This window comes from Serratia odorifera, from assembly GCF_041448735.1.
GTDB classification, from domain to species: Bacteria; Pseudomonadota; Gammaproteobacteria; order Enterobacterales; family Enterobacteriaceae; genus Serratia_F; species Serratia_F odorifera.
The window spans coordinates 1-13929 of sequence record NZ_JBGMUT010000014.1 but is presented as its reverse complement, the minus strand read 5'-3'; the positions used below and the strand labels follow the sequence as shown (position 1 = coordinate 13929).

At 49.2% G+C, this 13929-nt stretch carries 17 protein-coding genes and 1 pseudogene; 6 read left to right on the top strand and 12 right to left on the bottom strand.

Annotated features, from left to right (window positions below; genetic code table 11):
* The first annotated feature begins 83 nt into the window (after positions 1–83).
* Together ACCC84_RS21320 and ACCC84_RS21315 are read left to right on the top strand one after the other, a co-directional pair.
* On the top strand, positions 84–545 hold the full coding sequence (locus ACCC84_RS21320; protein ID WP_371902264.1) for an STM2901 family protein: 462 nt from the start codon (positions 84–86) through the stop codon (positions 543–545).
* A complete protein-coding gene (locus ACCC84_RS21315) occupies positions 539–832 on the top strand; it encodes a DUF1493 family protein (RefSeq protein WP_371902263.1) in 294 nt (97 codons plus the stop codon). The genes ACCC84_RS21320 and ACCC84_RS21315 overlap by 7 nt, the downstream gene beginning before the upstream one ends.
* 81 nt (positions 833–913) lie before the next feature.
* On the opposite strand, the gene ACCC84_RS21310 is transcribed toward ACCC84_RS21315, so the two are convergent.
* The 8 genes from ACCC84_RS21310 to ACCC84_RS21275 form a co-directional block, all read right to left on the bottom strand.
* The gene (locus ACCC84_RS21310; RefSeq protein ID WP_371902262.1) at positions 914–2239 is read right to left on the bottom strand and encodes a DUF8534 domain-containing protein; all 1326 of its coding nucleotides are present in this window, start codon (positions 2237–2239) and stop codon (positions 914–916) included.
* A 36-nt stretch (positions 2240–2275) separates the two neighbouring features.
* Entirely contained in the window at positions 2276–2599 is a 324-nt protein-coding gene (locus ACCC84_RS21305; RefSeq protein WP_371902261.1) for a hypothetical protein, read from the bottom strand.
* Entirely contained in the window at positions 2596–3039 is a 444-nt protein-coding gene (locus ACCC84_RS21300) for a hypothetical protein (protein WP_371902260.1), read from the bottom strand. Before ACCC84_RS21300 ends, ACCC84_RS21305 begins: the two co-directional genes overlap by 4 nt.
* A complete protein-coding gene (locus ACCC84_RS21295) occupies positions 3040–4194 on the bottom strand; it encodes a ParB/RepB/Spo0J family partition protein (RefSeq protein WP_371902259.1) in 1155 nt (384 codons plus the stop codon).
* A gap of 4 nt (positions 4195–4198) precedes the next feature.
* Entirely contained in the window at positions 4199–5041 is an 843-nt protein-coding gene (locus ACCC84_RS21290; protein WP_371902258.1) for a ParA family protein, read from the bottom strand.
* Between the two features lie 249 nt (positions 5042–5290).
* Positions 5291–5518 (bottom strand): hypothetical protein, encoded by a 228-nt coding sequence (locus ACCC84_RS21285; RefSeq protein ID WP_371902257.1) that lies wholly within the window; start codon positions 5516–5518, stop codon positions 5291–5293.
* Between the two features lie 279 nt (positions 5519–5797).
* The gene (locus ACCC84_RS21280) at positions 5798–6568 is read right to left on the bottom strand and encodes a tyrosine-type recombinase/integrase (RefSeq protein WP_371902256.1); all 771 of its coding nucleotides are present in this window, start codon (positions 6566–6568) and stop codon (positions 5798–5800) included.
* Positions 6569–6677: 109 nt separating this feature from the next.
* Positions 6678–6944, bottom strand: a complete 267-nt coding sequence (locus ACCC84_RS21275; RefSeq protein ID WP_346420716.1) for a hypothetical protein — start codon at positions 6942–6944, stop codon at positions 6678–6680.
* A 747-nt stretch (positions 6945–7691) separates the two neighbouring features.
* Here ACCC84_RS21275 and ACCC84_RS21270 point away from each other — a divergent pair.
* Positions 7692–8366: a hypothetical protein gene (locus ACCC84_RS21270; RefSeq protein ID WP_371902255.1), complete on the top strand. Its 675-nt coding sequence runs from the start codon at positions 7692–7694 to the stop codon at positions 8364–8366.
* Between the two features lie 41 nt (positions 8367–8407).
* Here the strand turns inward: ACCC84_RS21270 and ACCC84_RS21265 are convergent, their stop codons facing one another.
* Positions 8408–9037: an RES family NAD+ phosphorylase gene (locus ACCC84_RS21265; protein ID WP_371902254.1), complete on the bottom strand. Its 630-nt coding sequence runs from the start codon at positions 9035–9037 to the stop codon at positions 8408–8410.
* A gap of 403 nt (positions 9038–9440) precedes the next feature.
* Between ACCC84_RS21265 and ACCC84_RS21260 the strand changes: the two genes are divergently transcribed.
* On the top strand, positions 9441–10619 hold the full coding sequence (locus ACCC84_RS21260; protein WP_371902253.1) for a hypothetical protein: 1179 nt from the start codon (positions 9441–9443) through the stop codon (positions 10617–10619).
* A 434-nt stretch (positions 10620–11053) separates the two neighbouring features.
* Here ACCC84_RS21260 and ACCC84_RS21255 read toward each other — a convergent pair whose 3' ends face one another.
* Positions 11054–11452, bottom strand: coding sequence for a helix-turn-helix domain-containing protein (locus tag ACCC84_RS21255; protein WP_371902252.1), 399 nt, complete (start codon positions 11450–11452; stop codon positions 11054–11056).
* 69 nt (positions 11453–11521) lie between these two features.
* Positions 11522–11962 (bottom strand): annotated as a pseudogene (locus tag ACCC84_RS21250) (integrase core domain-containing protein); the annotation flags it as partial.
* A 102-nt stretch (positions 11963–12064) separates the two neighbouring features.
* On the opposite strand from ACCC84_RS21250, the gene ACCC84_RS21245 reads away from it, so the two are divergent.
* Positions 12065–12643: an ATP-dependent Clp protease proteolytic subunit gene (locus ACCC84_RS21245; RefSeq protein WP_371902251.1), complete on the top strand. Its 579-nt coding sequence runs from the start codon at positions 12065–12067 to the stop codon at positions 12641–12643.
* Positions 12644–12692: 49 nt separating this feature from the next.
* Here ACCC84_RS21245 and ACCC84_RS21240 read toward each other — a convergent pair whose 3' ends face one another.
* A complete protein-coding gene (locus tag ACCC84_RS21240; protein WP_371902250.1) occupies positions 12693–13217 on the bottom strand; it encodes a hypothetical protein in 525 nt (174 codons plus the stop codon).
* A 449-nt stretch (positions 13218–13666) separates the two neighbouring features.
* Here ACCC84_RS21240 and ACCC84_RS21235 point away from each other — a divergent pair, with 449 nt between their 5' ends.
* Positions 13667–13831 carry a hypothetical protein gene (locus ACCC84_RS21235; RefSeq protein ID WP_158586341.1) on the top strand — a complete coding sequence of 55 codons (165 nt, stop codon included), beginning with the start codon at positions 13667–13669 and terminating at the stop codon, positions 13829–13831.
* Positions 13832–13929 lie beyond the last annotated feature (98 nt).

The window sequence follows — 13929 nt, the reverse complement described above, 5'->3', positions numbered from 1 at the left end:
CGTCACTTCCTCGCCATATCAATGCATTGAAAACCCTACCGTCATTGGTTATGTTGTGAGCATGTCTAATTAAGGGTATAGGTATGGATACTGTTGAAGAAGTAGGTGGGACGTACTTCTATGGAGGACTTCCCAACCTGTCTGGCGGGGAGCTTTATTTCTGGATCTTTGTCGACGTTACCGCTGAGCATTTTACAGGAACCAGTGAGGTTTCTCGTGACTTGTTCGCTGCAGCATCCATCTATCTGGGGCGAAACACAATACGCGTCCCGGGGAAACTAGCGGGTGCAAAGCCAGGTACGTCAGTGGCCTCAAAACTGGCAAGAAAACACCTGAAGGGGATATATATGCCGTTTCGCTTGTCATCGGTTGTGGGTTTCCCTCCCAATATGGATATCATAATGACAAAGAAGTTAAGTGCCTTTGTTGGACGGGCTGTACCCGTTGTCGGCTGGACTGTTGCTGCCGCAGATGTCACCTACATAGCGTGGAAAGCGACAGCCAGGTATAACACGATCGCTCGAGGGAGCGATAAGATATGGTAAACAACATAGAGCAGGCCGTATTCAATCTTGTAGAAGAGTATAATGGACGCAACCTGCTGACATTTAAGCGTTTCAAGCTACAGAATGATACGGATCTCAAGACAGACTTTCGCATGGATCCCGATGATGCTTATGAGTTGTTGGAGCGATACGCAGAGCAGTTCAACATTAATCCCAAAGACATTTTCTTTGATAAATACTTCCCTGCAAGCAAAAAGCCCCCCCGCTCCCCGCTCACAATTGGAATGCTGGTTGAATCCGCCAAGGCAGGCCGCTGGTTGTACTGATAACGCCGCCTCCTGAGTTGACCGCGGCGGTATTAATAGCTGAGTGTAACGACACCCTTTTTCAAGCTGACCAGACTGCCACTAATCTAGATGAAGAATGTGGCCGTAGAGATGCCGGGAGAAGGCATCAGCTTTTGCGACCGGCTCTGGCCAGCGCGGTGGATCTTTGAGTAACAACCCCAATGTAGCCATGCCCTGGTGCTGATTGGCCTTTCGTTCGACATAGTCATCATCGGTATATCCCATCGTTTCGATGACCAGCTGCGTGGTACGCTGTTTTCCCGGATGCCTGACAGTCAGCAGAAAATCGGGCAACACGTATCCTTCTTCATCGTCGATGGTTACTTTGATATCGAATAGCGGTTTATTAAGCGCAATCTCAAACCCAGCGCTCTGCAGCCATTTTCCCGTGTTAATTACCGACGTAATGGTATCGCGTTCGAGATTACTGTCGACCGGAACCGGGCAGGCATAATCGTACAGTGCATGTGCATAAGCGTCCCGGCAAACGACCTTACCGGCATCATTACGTTGGTACATCAGGATCACCCAGTATTTTCCGCGTCTACCGTCAATTTCGCCGTTAATGCTGACGCGTTTTTCAGGGTGGAACACGATTGGGTCGAACTGGCCGGAAAAAACTACCTCGTCCTGGGTCACGTTTTCGGAAAAGAGTATCTGATAAAAGGTTCGAGCACGACCTGCAGGCCAGGCTTTACCGTCGGTTTCCAGTGTTTTCATGCGCTCTTCAAGCCGGGCCTGCTTCAGCCATGGCTCAAAAAAGACCATTTCATTTAGCGGACGATCCTGAGCGAACAACTCACGCTTGGTGACCTTTTTCACTGCGTCAAGAGCCTGTTTTTTCGTCCCACCTGGTTGTGGGTATACCGGATCAATGCGGTTTAACTCGGCCAGATCTATCAATGTAAGCAGCAGTCGTGCTAGCGCCGGCACTCGGCGACGGCTAATTTTATCCCCCACTGGGTTTCGGCTAGCGGTTGGCTCTGAGATACGAGCACTATGGTCGTCACGCGGCAAAAACGAACGGAAATCAACGGGCAATATCCCTGCGTTCCGGCGGCTGCCGCCCGGCCCGGCGTTATCCCCTTCCCGCTTTGAGCGATATAATGGGCATGCTTTGTGATGTTCACCACTGAAGTTAACCAGGAACAATGTGCCATCCAGATTTTTAGCTGTGTTGAGCGGCCTCTCTTCAATGCCTTTGCAGTCACAGGCCAGCCATAAATCATGATCGCGCATCGCTCTGAGTATCGTCTCGGCAAGTTGTTTCTCTGCCAACGACGTCACCTCCCCCCGCCCGCAGACATTCCCTACTGCCTGGGTTTCTTCACGTGATAACTCTCGGTACAGGCGGCCACGTGGGGCTTTTTTGGTTACCAGTTTCAAATGCACCTCCTTCCGGTTTCAGTTTCGCATGCGAAACTATCCTCGACGGTATAACTTCAGCACGGCAGGTGTCAGACGATAATACGGTATTGACCATTTGCCATTGCGGATGGTCGACAATACAGGACTGTCAGATTTTGTATCCCAGTAAAGAATGTCAATAATCCCCTGTTCTGCCAGATAGCGGGCTACTGTTGCCACGTTGGTTTCCGTTATGCCAGTGGTATCTGCCACCACACGTTTTTCCAGTTCGGTTTTATTGCGGTCATATGCATCCAGCAAACAGCTCAATACCGCGCCGGCATAGGAACGTCGCCCAGTGTTTGTCAATGCGGCCTCTATTGCCGAGAAAGTCTTCATGTCTTCATGACCTTTTTCCTTTCACGCCAGCGCGCCGCATTTTCTGACGCAGCACAAAGCCAGCCGGCAGCGATTTCAGTATCGATGCCGGCCGGCAATTTTTTCAGGACAAGTTCCAGAGATTCACCGCCGTTCGACATGATAAACAGCGCTGCGAAAGCAGCCCATTCGGTGTTATCGTCAGGAAGCCAGCCGTCTGCCAGCAACATGCTCATGGCGCTTTGCATCGCCCACCGCGGAGCATCCTTGTTCCGTCCCCAGCTATTGAGCGTACTGCCTGGCAGCAAACGCCCACGTTCCCGCAAAAAACCGCTTTTGACAGCATGCTGAACCAGCACGTCTGCCGCTTCGGCAGACGTGAAGGTAGTGCGCATTGCCCATGTCTTTACGACAACTGATAGAAACTGCTCAGCTTGTTCAGCAAACAGCGCTTTACTCATTCAGACCTCTTTGATACCTAGAATAGAAATATCGGCAGCGTCGACACAAATCGTGCCAACCGACAGTTCTACCCAGACCTGCCCGAATTCCTCAGGGATCTGTTCTGTTAGCAGGTAACCCTCGCTGTCTTCAAATTTAACAACAATGCGGGGTACTTTAGGCGCCTGGATATTGCCTGCAGGTGTATGGTCGGCCGATTCCGTAAGCTGCTGAGTTCCTTCCGCCCCCGCGCGCAGAACATCGTCTGCTGCAGCTGATGATGAGGTTATAATGGTCGTCTCAGATGACTGATTTTCAACACCAAGTGGCTTACCGTCTGTCGTACCGTCAGAAACCTGGCCAGAAGGTGGTTCAGGTGGCTTTTTGTTTTTATCCGGTTTCCCTTTCAGTACGTTCAGCTCTTTTATCGCCGTCTGTCGCGTCAGCTTTCCAGTTCTCGCCATCGTTGCCAGTTTTTCAACACTCTGAGGGTTAATGTCGTTGATCTGACACAAGGTGTAGACCAGGTCGACATCTTTCGTCACCTTGTCTTTCAGTAGTGCGATAACGGGTTCAGGCGCATTAACCAGCCGCAGATATTTGCTGACCAGTGCTTTTGGCATACCGAGTCTGCGTGCGATCTTCTCTTGTGTTTCACCATGTTCGTCGCGCAGATTCTTCAACTGAATAGCTGTCGCGAGCGGCTTAAGCCCAGACTGGTGAATGTTTTCGATAAGCTGACCATAAATGCGCTTTGTATCGTTTTCGGGGGGCAGACCGACATAGATATCGATAAACTGATCGCCATGACGCTTCGCCGAGCGCCAACGTGTTTCCCCCATCCAGATCCGATAGCCGCGTTTATCGCGGGGAAGGCAGCGCGGCGGCGTTAGGATGCCGAATTCATCATAACTCTGCGACATTCCCTCAATAGTCTCTTCTTCGAAATCCTCTTCGGGACGAACCTGTTCCTCCGCGTAGACTTCATCGATGCCGACGCGGATGATTTGACCGGCCGGTTCATCGGCCGGACGGTTTACCTTCAGCTCTGACTGCTGCAGGTCATTTTGCGGCAGTTCCAGCTCACGTTCGTGTACCACGGTTTCCGCCTGTTGCTGGGGTACCGCGGCGCCTTCGCGTTTTTTCCGCATCGCGGCTTTAAAGTTCTTCGCCATGGTCTTAGCCCCCTGTCCGAGCAATGATGGTGTCAACCAGCGCATCATAGCGCGCTACCAATGGACTACTTGGGGCATATTCTTTCATCGTGAAGTTCAGCTCGATGGCCTCGCGAACCTTGGTTTGAACATACGGAATGATTTCGAGGAGATGCTCTTTACCAAACCCATTTTCCTCGAGTATCTCCAACAGCATATGAAGGTTTTCGGTATCAACCGTCGCGTAGCGTCCTTCGAGCACATCCTTTTTATAGTTGGCCACAGTCGCCTGGGTAACAACGATACCGAGCAATTTAAGGTCGGGGTTATACCGCTCTTTGATTTTCTTCAGGGTGCGGAGATGCTTTTCTGCCCCCAGGCGCGATGTTTTTTCCAGCAAGGTTGGTATCAGCAGATAGTCCGCAACCAGGTGGTTAGCCATCAACAGGTTAGACCAAACCGGAGATGAGTCGATGAGAATATAATCATACTGATCACGCAGCTCCGTGAACCGCGCCTTAAAATCGTAGATGCAATCTGAGTTGCGGTTGTTGATGTCGTTCAGCTCCTCCGTGGCTCCCATAAATCCACGGCCATCTTCCAGCCGCAGCGGCTCAAACGCTTCTTCGCCGTAGATCCGGTTTACATGTGCTGTGCCTGGCGTTAACAAACGCCCTGTAGGATTAGCGTCGATTTCTAAAGGGAGACCATCGGGGAATTGGCGCGATGTCAGGGCGCTCATCCAGTCGCCATCTACGGCGCATGTACGGTAGCTACGACGCTGCAGTTCTGCAGCAATTTCCGTGGTGGCGAAGGTTTTCCCAATGCCGCCCTTCTGAGAACAAATCGTGATAACTTTTGCTGCCATGTCTTCTCTCCTTAAAGTTTCGCATGCGAAACTTTGACGTTTAATGTTCGCTTTGCCAGCAAAGCCATCAGGACATGTTCTTGAACGATGAAATTAGTGATCATCTGAACTCCTTTGAGTGTGGCTTGACGCCGGAATGTAGATGGCGGTCTGCCGTCATCTGTATTCAGTATAATATCAGGCAAAATTAAATTATCAATAAAGACATTTAAGATCAGCCATGTTTCGCATGCGAAACATGGTGTTTGCTCATGCACGTCCGTTACTCTTCGCTGCTCGCCGAGCCTTTTTTCGAAGCATAGAGCGGCGGTGAATAATTTTCGCCGTATGCCGCAGATAACCGACGCTATACGCCGATTTTACACTGCGCCACATATAATCGGCAGCCAGAGCAAATAGTACCCCAGCGAGACCAATGCCCGCAGCAGCCAAGACAATGATGCCGACGATCATGGCCAACACGCTCACATATTCCATCGCACATCCCCTTCGAAATTATTGCTCTCCATAAGCGAACTCCCTATTGATGTAATTGGCGACAGGCGGTCGCCATCAGTACAGAAACAATATCCGTAAATAATTATAATATCAATATAGATATTTAAATGATTAACCTCCGCGTACCCGGTATGGCTGAGGCGGAGCGGAACGAAGTGAGTACCGAACAGTCTTATCGGGTAGGTGGTTATAAAGGTGTTTCTCTTTGGGTGGTCAGGCTTAGGTGGCTGAAATGGTTGATTAGTTTCGCATGCGAAACTAATCGTAATTACTCAGCAGATTTTTACTGGCTACCCCTCGGACCATCTCAACCGCATCTTGGGATGGCATTGAGAATTGAACCTGGCGCTCCGCGACAATATCGAGAGCAAAGATCCGCGTATAAGCCTCGGTGCTCTCCAGCTTTTCGTGCCCCATTAACCCCTGCAGGACTTTCAGTTGAGTGCCCTGGTACAGCATGTGCACCGCATAGCTATGACGAAACGTGTGCGGTGAAATATGCAGGCTGAACCTGACCTCATCCTGCTCTGCCAGCTGCACGGCAGCATTGATCCAGTTACGTACTGTTCGCGCGCTGACATTCCAAATAGGCAGTGGCGACTTCGCGCCGTTTGTGCCGATTTCGACCTCTTCTTCCGTGCTGGCAAACAGCCGGCGTAGCTCATCAACAAACAGCATATCCGTCAATGGGATGATGCGGTTGGCACTTTTGCCCTTTGCCGGCCGTCCAGGACCAGAACGCCGCTGCTTTGCTGTCCTGACAACCACATAGGGGACATCCACATTCAACCGAAAATCACGCCGGCGGAGAGCCAGCGCCTCATTTACCCTGCAACCGCAATTCCACATCAGATTAATCAGAGCATGGCGTGACCAATTGGGAACATAGTGGAGAAGAGCCGCGACCTCTGGTGCCAACAGATACCGCGGGAGGTCATCGTGGATAAGCGCCATCTGACGCAATTCCAATGCACGGGGAAACGCCTGCGGTGACAGCATTGGTAGGGAATGAGAGGAACCCATACTCATTCTATGTTTCGCATGCGAAACTTCATACTTGCTCACGAATAATTTTACTCACTATGCGAAGATGCATTAACGCTACGTATAAATCATCAAGTTTCGCATGCGAAACTTATTAACGTGCTTTGTTTTTTTGACGTTGGACCAACGCAAAGAGAAGAACAAATACCCCCACGCCCAGTTCAACCCCTCCGGCAGCTGGGGTATTTGGTACACGCAGAGTGATAAAGTCCAATTGTTGCGTTAACTGGTTAAGCCCAACCAGGTACCCATCTGAACTTGTAAAAATCCGCCAGGCGCCATCATAGAGCAAAAGCGTTCCAATAATATATCCAGCCACTTCGGTGATTTCGTCAATCACCCTTATGAGAAATTTTTGCACAGTTACCTCCTGTAATCTCTAAGCGATAAAAGTTTCGCATGCGAAACCTCACCCGGCACCTGGCTATCCGCCTGTGGACATACTTACTCCCCCGATAACCATCACGCAACCGAGCAGAACAAATACCCCCAGAGCTAAGCGGCCATTTGCAAATCTCCAGACAGTCCCCCCTATCACACACAATATGACAAGAGCGATGACAACGTTGAACAAAGACAAGCCATAAACCATAAACAACTCCTCTTTTTAGGCAGATCGCGCTACGCAAAATCTGTCGACTGACACCCCTGTAAGTTTTCCAGATTTTACGTAGCGCAATTTTCTCTATTTTCGCCCCAAATTCCCGCCAATCCATCGCCGGCAATCGTCCGATGCATAAATTATGACCGAGGGCAGGGCGCGCGTCACGGAGAATAATTCGTTTTGCTGATCGGTCATTGCGTCTCGCATATTTCCGTTTTCTGGAAATATACCATAAATCGGAATCATGTACAGGCAACCAGGACACGAAAAAGGATCGCCTGACGATCCGTGCATATCTATATGTAGTAGCCTTCTCAGCTGAAGCAGCTACCATATATAGTATTTTAACGGGGGAGGGCGGGGGACGATCGCTGTTTGCCGAGAATAGCAGAAAACGGAAGGGCGTTGTGTCACATCCAAACGGATGTATAAAAGTTGCGCGAGTTTAAGATTTACATTAAAATGGATGTTATGAAATCTTAAACATACAGAGACGAGGCTATCATGACAACACTGAACATGACCAAACCGGCCCGAGCTCCCCGGCTCAACCCTGAGCATGTTGAAAAAGCGTTGATCCAGTCGCGCATCGACAACGTCGGCAAGAAATTTGTTGCCGCACTCGGTGCCGTGGATGAAAACAAATTACTGTCCTTATTAACCCTGTCCGACGATGAGTTCTGGTCGGAAGTTAAAATCATGGCCCTCACTCAATCGCTGATTAATAACGTCAGCGAGGAAAAAGAGGAGCAGGAGGATTATGCCGAAGCCCGGCTGGCATTCTTAAAAAGCCTGGAGAAATATGGCGGCGTTCATAAATCAACGGCCGTGAAAAATATACTGGGTGTGTCAGTACCGACCGTCCACAAATATAGCAAGCAGAACAAGCTAATTGTGTTGGACTGGGGTGCTGAAAAACTCTATCCGGTATTTCAGTTCTCGGTTGATGAAAAGAACAGTGAAAACGGCATGCTTAAAGGCGTTCCGGAATTATTGGCATGCATCACCCATAACGTGAGCAATCTGCGTAAATGCAACTTCTTTACCCGCCAGGTTGAAATGCCAGGCAGCGGTGAGAAAATCAGCGCGCTCGATATTTTGCGCCGTGGCGCCACCGATGAAGAAATGGCGCACCTGCGTATTCTGGCCGCAAACTTCGGCACGCAGAACGCGGTGTGATAAAAGCGGTGCCAGTCATCCCTGGCACTGCTTTTCCTTATTTATCCGGCGATCCGGATATTGCAAACAGCTTTCAGGATCTGCCTTGCGGTTCTCCCCCGGTGCTCATACTGACTCAGCGGTGTCACTGACGCCGTCGACAGGATGCCATCCCCGTCTACCTTGTCTGACCAAAGAGCAATGCACGGCTTGCCGGTGTATCTGGACAAATACTCAACGCCATCTGCATGTTGCGCCATTTCCGTTGCCAGTCCCTGCGTCAACGGATAGGTCGCTTTGGGCGCCATCAAATCGCCGACCGCCAGCCCCAGATGAGGCGATAGCAGGGTCAGATCAAACACCTTCAATGGCCGTTCTGTGGTGATTTCAGCCATGCAGTTGGTCTCAAAGTCCGAACGATCGATGAACTCTTCATCCTGGAAAAATTCACTACACGCCGTATGGGGCGAGTCGGCCAGGTACATCGGCCATTTGGATTGATCGGACAGCGAAAAACGGTTGTTGCTTTTTGGATTGAAGTACACGCCGTTTCCGTCGTGGTATTCGGCCTGCAGCTTGTAATAGCCAGTGCCGGCAGGGATAACCTTCGTTACCGCAATTTCGCCCTGGTCTTCCAAGTGCATAATGTCATTTAGGCGATCATGTAGGTCGCCCTCGTATTTTAGATCCATTGTTACCTCGCTTATATAAGCAGTTTGATTTTTTAACTAAGCATGGGGTTATCATCTGAATGATCCTTTCTGCTAGGGATGAATGCAGCACCGTGCTTGCCCAGCGCTGCGGTTGGCACGCCGGTCATCCCGGCGGCGGCATAATGATAGCGCAACCTGGCGCTGCCGGCAGGGAAAACCATTGATATTTATGGAGTTTTGCGCGGTATAATCCAGAACACCACGATGAACGGAGATAACAGCAATGACTGAGGCAGTACCGGATGAATTTATTGATACCTTCGACCGCCTGTGGCAGCTGCCGGCCGGCATGACAGATAAAGAGATCTCGGACTCCCATGCGTTCCGGCATTTTGGGTAGACGGTTAATAGATATTGTTATGCCAACGTAACGAGCATTTTTATGGAGGGACATCTGCTCCGGGGGCTGCAAAAACTGGGTGTGCCCTGTTTTTTTCCCGCCGGTAACCCACTTGCGGCTACCGACAGGATGGAGGCGGCAGCGCTCTGTCATGCTGCGTTGATGAAGGAGTACGTCCAGATCGCCTATCTCTGTCCGCTCGATTGCGCCGGCGACATACCGCGTATTAAGACGGACAATGCCACCTTCAGAGTCTTCAGTGAAGCGGAACTGAATGCATTGCTGAATTCTCCCGAGCATCAGCGACAATCAGGCTTCAGGGCCGCTGAGACCAATAGGCTGTCGCAATTTTTATGGTTGGTCGTCGAGGAAAGCGTGGCATTGCCAAAGGAGTTTGACGATCGTTACTGGCACCTTCCACTGTGGCATACCAGAAAGGATCAGCCCGGTACCGTTTATCCTTATAATAACCATTACCCGGCCGCTGTTGAGAGTGCCATTTTTAGGTTGATGCTCGCACCCTGGGAGCAATGGCTGGACGACTTGTATAATAGTTGGCATCCTTTTCATATCCCCTGGGTACATACGATCACCGACGATATTTTTAGGCACCAGGACACCATCCCTTCAGCAACAACACTCACCTGGGACTGTCGTTCATGGCCAGAAGATGAGGCAGGGGACTGGTTGGAGCATGAAGTTCCATATGATAATGGTATCTGTGTAAGCATGGGGCAGTTAGCTCCCTTTGTTGACCCGCAAATCAACAGTTTTCTCGGCATTGCCATCAGCCGCGGCCTCATTAATACTGCAGCGCAACACCAATTCGTGAAAGCCTTCCTGTCCGATGATATTGATGAGTTCCTGGCCCACATTGTGGTGATTGACGCCTGTTTAGGCGAAAAATCAGTAAACAAGGATCTGGAAAAGCGACTCAAAAAGCTGGGGTCTACAGGTCGGTTAAAATACCGATTGGTGGGGCTGCTGAATGATGCATCTGCCAAGGAATCTATGCATATCTTGTATAAAGTACGCAGTGATTACGTGCATGGTAATGCGTTGGAAAAAATCCCGGCTGAATATCTCCTGCAGGCGCGCATATTAGCCAGACAGGTGTTAAACGCCGTCATTGCCGCAGCTGGCCACTCTCCGGATATATCGCGGGAAGAGCTGCTTGACGGTACTCTTCGCAGGGGATGGGAGATTTTAGGCGCTGATTAAATCGGGGAGGGGATAGATGAGGGGTAGTTTCGCATGCGAAACTACCGATATTATTCATGTTTCAATTTTCTGCCTTCATCCTATAGAGGGTTCCCAAAAACTGCGCTATTAACCACATCCCGCCAGGAACTGCCGCCAGCATCCATAAAACGGTACCAAATAAATTTCCTCACAGCTGGCTATATCACCGATTGTAGCCATCATAAATAATGCACTCAAAATGCACATAACAGTTAATATGTTGAACCAGACCATAATTTTCCTCAGTGATATTTATAAAAACTAGAACAGTACTGTACGGAATAAAACAGCCGTACATCAACAAAAAATGGCCGCATTTTGCGGCCTTTTTTCATTTATCCAGCGTTAGCTTTAGTTGTTAAAGATTATTTTAAAATTTAAGTGGTAGTTTTCCCCATTCACGACTTCCTTGATTAGTCAGTATCTGTACTCGCGATCATAAACATCATACGTTCATGGTCACTATCGACGTACTCATCAACCTTACCACCGGCAATGGTCAATCGGTGCCAGAGTTCCAATGCCGCACGTGCCTGTGTTATTACCATTTCAGGATCATTCGTCTCGCGTTGATTTACCCGCACAATGCATTCCTGGATAAATTCTTCCGTTATTTGGGTCATGCTCTCATAGCTGAGCTTCATTACATCTCCTTTGTTTTCCAGTGCCTGTGTTGCCAATACACAGATTTTTGGTGGCGTGCTGGCTTCATAGGTCTTATAGGTGCGCAGTGATACGCCCAATGCCTCAGCAGCCTGATCCTGCGTCCAGTGTTGACCTCGGCGCCAAATGCGCAATTCAAACCCTGTCATTTTGTTCCTTAATCCTCGCGTTAAGCCGAATGAGATAAAACAGCAAGACGGCGTGTAAGCATACCGGTTTTAGTTCCATGCACTTTTTGAGATTTCCGGGCTTTCAGCCATCAGTCGATACTCTTCCGGCGTCAGGTTATTCAGGGTTTCATGAGGCCGCTCACTGTTGTATTCATTCAGCCAGCGCTCTGTGATTTCCCGTGCTTCATTCAGCGTTCTGAACAGATAAAAATCCAGTATTTCTGTCCGGTATGTCCGGTTGAACCGTTCGATAAAAGCATTTTGTGTTGGCTTACCCGGCTTGATAAATGCGAGCTGCACGCAATGTGCTTCGGCCCATTGTGTCAGCGCCAGTGAAACCAGTTCTGGCCCGTTGTCCATCCGCATCTTCAACGGGTAGCCGCGATTTACCACGATCCTGTCCAGCACCCGGACGACGCGTTGCGCCGGGATATTAAGATCGATTTCTATCGCCAGAGCTTCACGGTTAAAATCATCCACCACATTGAATTTAGCGTTGCACTTCGGACTTGAATCCACCGTTTGTTATGAATGGCGAAAATAAACAGTGGTTTCAATGACATCTCACAAACTAAAATACAAGGGGTTTTTATGCTGAAAATTTACACCTCACTAATTCTGGCATACGCCGCAGTATCAATTTCGGTAGTCAACGCTGCTTCTATTCAGAAAACAGACCCGACTAATGAAATTGCAAAAATATACTGTTCTGGTGGCATAAATACATCATCCATCAGTCGATTGGTCAGTATTTTTGATGAAATCAATAAAAACTCAGGCACTAAGAGGATTTATCTATACATTAATAGCTATGGGGGAGATATGGACGCAGGGTTAATGGCATCAGCGGTAATCAAAAGCTCAAAAATCCCTGTAACCACGGTAGCCATGTCAACAGTAGGCTCATCAGCGACCATTATGCTTTGCGCAGCAGAGGACAGACGTTCCTTACCTGACGGATATATTTACCTTCACCCATCACTTATGAATTACAATGGGGATGTGAGGCCGAATTATATTCAGGCGATGACTAATGAGAGCAGGAGGTTTAATAATATATTCAAAAAAACATATGAAAAACGCACTAATTTAACTGATGATATGATCAATAACATTCTTTATAGTGAGTCTAATCGAATAACCTACACCCCTGAAGATGCAAAAAAGTAAATTTTATATCTGTCATCGATAGTAAAATCGTTGAGGCGGAGAAAAATCATTATGTTACTGATAATGGATCTGGTGGGTAACCAAATAGCAGAATAAAGTACAGCGCCAGCAGCAGCAGCAGCAGCAGCAGCAGCAGGGGCAACAAAGCGGACAGCAACAGCGATAGCGCCAGCACGGAATACAATAAAGCGTTATTCAGCAGGTCGTTGCTTAACAGACTGGAAGGCAGGAAAAAAATGGCTATAGCTAACGGAAAAGTCCACGCTGCAATAAAGGCTTGATGACGGGTGGGCCACTGCCACTGACCATGATTCAAACGATGGATAATAAATAGCGGCGCGATCGCCAGGCAGCCGGTAGCATTGGAAATTCCCCAGCTGATGAAGTGTGAAACCCGCGTCGGATAGCCGAGTGCTTTAAGAATTAAATCACTGAACAGGCCACCTACGGCGCTGGCAAGGTAGACGCCGGCCAGCAAAAGCAATGTTTCTCCAGGATGCGACAAGCCGTTTGAATAGCGTTGCAGCCCATTCCAGATTAACGCCAGCGGGCAAATGATCGCTAAATCGAGCAAGGCGAACGCCAGCGCAATATCCCAGGGGCGATCGTGCAGCAGGCTGACCGAAAAATGCAGTACCGCCGCTGATCGCCCACATCGGCCACTGTGCCGGGGAGCGGGTGCATAATACGCCCAGCAACAGACCGGCCGGCAACCAAATGGTGCTGGACAGGCTCCAGGGATCGCGTGTTTCGAGACTGATGGTGGCGAGCAAGAAGTAAACCGCAACAAATATCAGCCAACGTAACAAGCCGTAACGACGTGGAATACGCCCGGCACCCATGCTTATCTCCCTTGTCGTCTTTGCGGTAAATATTAACAGCTACTCTATAGGTTTAGCTACGAATTGCTTTTCTGACTAGTCAGATATTCGTTGTTCCAACGCTTCTTTATACTTCACTCCAAGCTACGGCATTGCGCCGAATCGTCAATTTGCATCACTCAATTACTGAGGTTTGTCAGCTATGAAAAACATTCAATTGTTCGGTGGCATCGTATTGGTATTTGCAGCAGCTATGGTGCTGTTTTTTTCTTTAAGTTCTGTTGGCCATAGCGCACGTATCGCCGAGCCGGTATTTGTGATGAAAGAAGGCACGGTGTTATTTTCCATGAATGATGGCATGCAGTAAAAGCGTCAACTTGACGTTCAATGATCTTACCCAGCAATAGTGGACACGCGACTAAGTGAGTAAACTCTCAAGCAAGAGGTGACTCACATGACAAAACC